The following is a 4,763-nucleotide window of genomic DNA, read 5'->3' on the forward strand; positions in this document are numbered from 1 at the left end:
TCGAGTTCTCAAACAACACCAGCACACCCAGAACCAACCCACACAACAGTGAGCCAGCCTCAAGTGACTTTGGAATCCACCAGCGATTGTTTTCCTGCCCGCCACACAAACCAGAGAACCTTGAACCAGTCTCTCCAGCGGGGCGTTGTCGGTCTCGCTGACTCGATATAAGTTACACACACCCCACACACAACACAAACCCGCAGATCACGGCAGGTTTTTATGCGCGTTCTACATGCGCTCCAAGCGCATTCAACTGCTCGACAAAGGCCGGGTATCCGCGATCGATGTGGTGCACCTCGTGCACGGTGGTCACACCGTCGGCGACCAGGCCGGCAAGAACTAAACCGGCGCCGGCGCGGATGTCGGAGGACCACACGTCGGTGGAAGACAGCTGGTCCACCCCGCGCAGCATGACGTGGTGGCCGTCCACGTTGGCGTCAGCCCCCAGGCGCAGCATCTCGTCGACGAACCGGAAGCGTGCCTCGAAGACGTTCTCGGTAATCACGGAAACTCCGTCCGCAATCGTTGCGAGTGCGATCGCCATGGGTTGCAGGTCCGTGGGGAATCCGGGGTACGGCAAGGTCTGGTAGTCCACGGCGCGGGGGCGCTCATCCATGCGCACTCGGAACCCGTTGTCGTAGGTCTCTACATCGGCGCCGGCGAGCTTTAGTTTCGACAACGCCAGGTGCAGATGCCCGGGCGCAGCGCCGGTGACGGTGATGTCGCCCTGCGACATTGCCGCCGCGTACGCCCAAGTGCCGGCGACGATACGGTCGCCGACCACGGTGTGCTCCGTTGGCGAAAGCGCCTCCACCCCGTCGACGGTGATGGTGGACGTGCCTGCGCCGTCGATGCGCGCGCCCATGGAATTGAGCATGGAGCACAGGTCCACAATCTCCGGCTCTCGCGCCGCGTTGTCCAGCACGGTTCGCCCCTCTGCGAGCACCGCCGCGGTGACGATGTTCTCAGTCGCACCCACCGACGGGAAGTCCAGCTTGATGGAAGCCCCGGTGAGCTTCTCTGCACGTGCAACCACTGCTCCGTGCTCGATGTGGGTGGTCGCGCCCAGCTTCTCCAAGCCGGACTGATGCATGTCCAGCGGCCGCGACCCAATGGCGTCACCGCCCGGGAGTGCCACGTACGCCTCGGTGCAGCGGGCGACCAACGGTCCGAGCACTGCCACAGAAGCGCGGAACTGGCGTACCGCGTCAAAGTCGGCGTGCGGGGACACCTCGGCCGGAGTATGGATGCGCACGACATCGCCGTCGATCTCCACCTCGCACCCCAGTCCGACAAGGACGTCGCGCATCAGCGGGACATCCAAAATCTGGGGGCAGTTGCGCAGCGTGGTGGTGCCTTCGGCCAGAAGGGCCGCGGCCATCAGCTTGAGCACGCTGTTCTTGGCGCCGTCGACGCGAACTTCGCCCGCAAGTCGGGCGCCGCCTGAAACCAAAAACCGTTCTTTCACGTCCGCCACAGTACAGAACCGGAGGGACGTCGATAAGCAATTGCCTAAGGCAGCGCGCCGATGCGGCGGGCGGCGTTGACTGCTTCATAACGGGTGTGAGCACCGAGTTTGCGCATCACGCTGCGCAGGTAGGACTTCACAGTCTCCGCGCCGATGCCCATCTCGGCGGCAGCCTCGACGTTGGTGTGCCCCAGCGCCACGCACGCGAGCACGTCGAGCTCGCGTGCCGAAAGCTTGGTCGTCTGTTTGACGGCGACCGGCGAAACCAGCTGCTCGCAGAGCTGCTCCAGCTCCTTGCGCAGCTTCTCGTCCTCCACCCGGTTGGTCAGCATGCGCAGCTTGGAGTGGGTTGCGCGGACCTGTTCCCACTCCGCGCCGTTCATCGCGCGGCCGGTCTTGGCGCCTGCCCGGTCCCCTCCCTCAGAAGACCGCAACGCCGCGTTGACGGCGAGCTCCTGCTCGAGGGTGCGCGCGGTCATGGCGACCTCTTCGATAACCTTGTCGCCCAAACGCACTGGCGAGTGCACGCCCACATACAAAACGCCCCGAATCTCCCGCTGCACGATCACCGGCACCGCCACGACAGAGTGCAGGCCCTCGTCCTGAATCTGCTGGTCGTACTCGTGCGAGATCACGGCAGCGCGCGTGTAGTCGGCGATACCCACGGCGCGACGGGTGGACACGACACGCCCGCCCACGCCGGCGCCCTCGGCGATACTGAGGTTCTGCAGGGCCGGGGTACGCAGGCCGATCCACTGGGTGATCTGGATCCGGTTGTCCGACAAGAGGGTGCCGTACATGGCAACTGGAATGCCGGTTGCGGTCTTCAGCGCGGTCAGGGCCGCGCGGATCGCGTCATCGTCGTCCTTGATGCGCTGCGCATCCATCGTCATACGTGTCGCCTTCCACCGTTTCGGGGGCACCCGTTTGGGGCACACCCGAATCCGAACAGGACTCAAAAACAAACGTGATCATATCGCGCGAACGGGGGTAGCCAAACTTAACCCCGTTCCAAAAGCGTTCAACGCGCCCTGCCGGACCAAACCAAATCCCATCTCCGAACCGTGCGGTTCACACACAACAAACCGTCTTGTCTACTTCGGGGTGTATGCTGTCCCCCGGACAACCAATGGACCACTGAAACCCCAGGAGGGGATGAATTATGACGAAGATCGCAAGCAACGTTCTGGATCTCATCGGCGGCACCCCGCTCGTCGAGCTGAAGGACATCACCGAGGCCAACGGCTCCAAGGCCCGCGTGCTGGCCAAGCTGGAGTTCTACAATCCGGCAAACTCCGTCAAGGACCGCATTGGCAAGGCCATCATCGAGGCCGCAGAGGCATCCGGCGACCTGAAACCGGGCGGCACAATCGTGGAGGCCACCTCCGGAAACACCGGCATCGCACTCGCGCTCGCGGGCGCGGCAAAGGGCTACAAGGTCATCCTGACCATGCCGGAGACCATGTCCAACGAGCGCCGCGTGCTCCTGCGCGCCTACGGCGCAGAAATCGTGCTCACCCCGGGCGCCGCCGGTATGAAGGGTGCCGTGGAGAAGGCCAACGAGCTGGTGGAGCAGAACGAGGGCGCCATCCTGGCCCGCCAGTTCGAGAACGAGGCCAACCCGAAGATCCACTACGCCACCACCGGCCCGGAGATCTGGGAGGACACCGACGGCGAGGTGGACATCCTCGTCGCAGGTGTGGGTACCGGCGGCACCATCTCGGGCGCCGGCAAGTACCTCAAGGAGCAGAAGGCGGACGTCAAGGCCGTGGCCGTCGAGCCGGCCGCTTCCCCGCTGCTGTCCAAGGGCGAGGCTGGCCCGCACAAGATCCAGGGTCTGGGCGCCAACTTCATCCCGGGCACGCTGGACCGCAACGTCGTGGACGAGATCATCGCCGTGACCAACGAGGACGCCGTGTCCACCTCCCGCGAGCTCGCGGTCAAGGACGCCATCCTCGGCGGCATCTCCGCGGGTGCGAACGTCAAGGCCGCGCTGGAGCTGGCTGCGCGCGAGGAAAACGCGGATAAGACCATCGTGGTGATCATCCCGGACTTCGGCGAGCGCTACGTCTCCACCGTCCTATACGAGGACATCCGCGACTAAGCACCTTTTGCTTAGCGACGAGCTGCCGCCCCTCCCCCGGCGCCGACCCATTCGGCCCGGGGGAATTTTTATCCCCACAGAAAATGGACCGCTTGGTACACTGCGCCCCATGCTTTCCCTGGCTGCAAAGGTAGTTTCCACTGTCCGCGAGGACCTGGCAAACGCGCGCGATCACGACCCCGCCGCTCGCGGCGACGTCGAAAACGCGGTGGTGTACTCGGGTCTGCACGCCATCTGGGTGCACCGCATCTGCCACGCCATGTGGGAGCGCGACTGGAAGGGTCCGGCGCGCATCCTGGCGCAGCTGAACCGGTTCTTCACCGGCATTGAGATCCACCCCGGCGCGACGATCGGCCGGAGGTTCTTCATCGACCACGGCATGGGCATCGTCATCGGCGAAACCGCGGAGATCGGCGACGGTGTCATGCTCTACCACGGAGTGACCCTGGGCGGGCAGGTGCTCACGCAGACGAAGCGCCACCCCACCATCGGCGACAACGTCACCATCGGCGCCGGCGCCAAGGTGTTGGGCCCGGTGACCATCGGCTCCGGCTCCGCAGTCGGCGCGAACGCCGTGGTGACCAAGGACGTGCCGGAAAACTCGATTGCGGTGGGCATTCCGGCGAAGGTCCGTCCGCGCAAGACGGACGAGTGCGTGAAGCTTGTGGACCCGGACAGCTACATCGACCCGGGCAGCTACATCATCTAATTAGGCGAGTAGGTCCCGGTACTGCGGGTTCTGCTCGATGTAGCGCTCCACCGCGGGGCAGGACGGGGTGACCTGCATGCCGTCGGCGCGGGCGTCGTCGAGCGCCGCCTGGATCAGCGGCTTGGACAGGCCTTGGCCGCGGAACTTCGGGTCCACCACCGTGTGCGGCAGGTCGCGCACGCCGTTCGCGTCGGCGTAGGTGGCAAAGCCGGCGACTTCTTCGCCGACGAGGATTTCGTACTGGCCTTCCGTTTCGTTCTTGTGCACGGATACTTCCGGGTTATCAGACATGCGGCCGACTATATATGCGAAACCCCTTCCGCGTCGCTGCGGAAGGGGTTTCGGGAGTGTGGCCAGAGCCAGGATCGAACTGGCGACCCCACACTTTTCAGGCGTGTGCTCTACCAACTGAGCTATCTGGCCGGAACTACTCGTTTGCCAAGCAATTCAGCGACCCTGACGGGACTTGAACCCGCGAC

The 4,763-nt window shown here is 64.4% G+C and carries 5 protein-coding genes and 1 tRNA gene; 2 read left to right on the top strand and 4 right to left on the bottom strand.

Going from position 1 to position 4,763, the window contains the following annotated elements:
• Nucleotides 1-220: 220 nt before the first annotated feature.
• Nucleotides 221-1,471, bottom strand: coding sequence for a UDP-N-acetylglucosamine 1-carboxyvinyltransferase (gene murA, locus HMPREF2791_RS04485; protein ID WP_070844634.1), 1,251 nt, complete (start codon nucleotides 1,469-1,471; stop codon nucleotides 221-223).
• Nucleotides 1,472-1,515: 44 nt separating this feature from the next.
• Nucleotides 1,516-2,358 (bottom strand): acetate metabolism transcriptional regulator RamA, encoded by an 843-nt coding sequence (gene ramA, locus HMPREF2791_RS04490; RefSeq protein ID WP_070475234.1) that lies wholly within the window; start codon nucleotides 2,356-2,358, stop codon nucleotides 1,516-1,518.
• Between the two features lie 275 nt (nucleotides 2,359-2,633).
• On the opposite strand from ramA, the gene cysK reads away from it, so the two are divergent.
• Complete coding sequence (gene cysK / locus HMPREF2791_RS04495; protein ID WP_070844558.1) at nucleotides 2,634-3,575, top strand: cysteine synthase A; 942 nt, start codon at nucleotides 2,634-2,636, stop codon at nucleotides 3,573-3,575.
• A 109-nt stretch (nucleotides 3,576-3,684) separates the two neighbouring features.
• A complete protein-coding gene (gene epsC, locus HMPREF2791_RS04500) occupies nucleotides 3,685-4,284 on the top strand; it encodes a serine O-acetyltransferase EpsC (RefSeq protein WP_070844559.1) in 600 nt (199 codons plus the stop codon).
• Here epsC and HMPREF2791_RS04505 read toward each other — a convergent pair whose 3' ends face one another.
• Nucleotides 4,285-4,575, bottom strand: coding sequence for a GNAT family N-acetyltransferase (locus HMPREF2791_RS04505; protein ID WP_070474556.1), 291 nt, complete (start codon nucleotides 4,573-4,575; stop codon nucleotides 4,285-4,287).
• A gap of 59 nt (nucleotides 4,576-4,634) precedes the next feature.
• A tRNA-Phe gene (locus HMPREF2791_RS04510) sits at nucleotides 4,635-4,707 on the bottom strand.
• Between the last annotated feature and the right edge of the window lie 56 nt (nucleotides 4,708-4,763).

The sequence above is a fragment of the Corynebacterium sp. HMSC034A01 genome (assembly GCF_001838175.1).
Taxonomy (GTDB): Bacteria; Actinomycetota; Actinomycetes; order Mycobacteriales; family Mycobacteriaceae; genus Corynebacterium.

Bases quoted from the DNA above. Each gene is read 5' to 3' on its own strand.
- ramA (WP_070475234.1), bottom strand. From the start codon at position 2,358: ATGGATGCGCAGCGCATCAAGGACGACGATGACGCGATCCGCGCGGCC.
- HMPREF2791_RS04505 (WP_070474556.1), bottom strand. From the start codon at position 4,575: ATGTCTGATAACCCGGAAGTATCCGTGCACAAGAACGAAACGGAAGGC.
- cysK (WP_070844558.1), top strand. From the start codon at position 2,634: ATGACGAAGATCGCAAGCAACGTTCTGGATCTCATCGGCGGCACCCCG.
- epsC (WP_070844559.1), top strand. From the start codon at position 3,685: ATGCTTTCCCTGGCTGCAAAGGTAGTTTCCACTGTCCGCGAGGACCTG.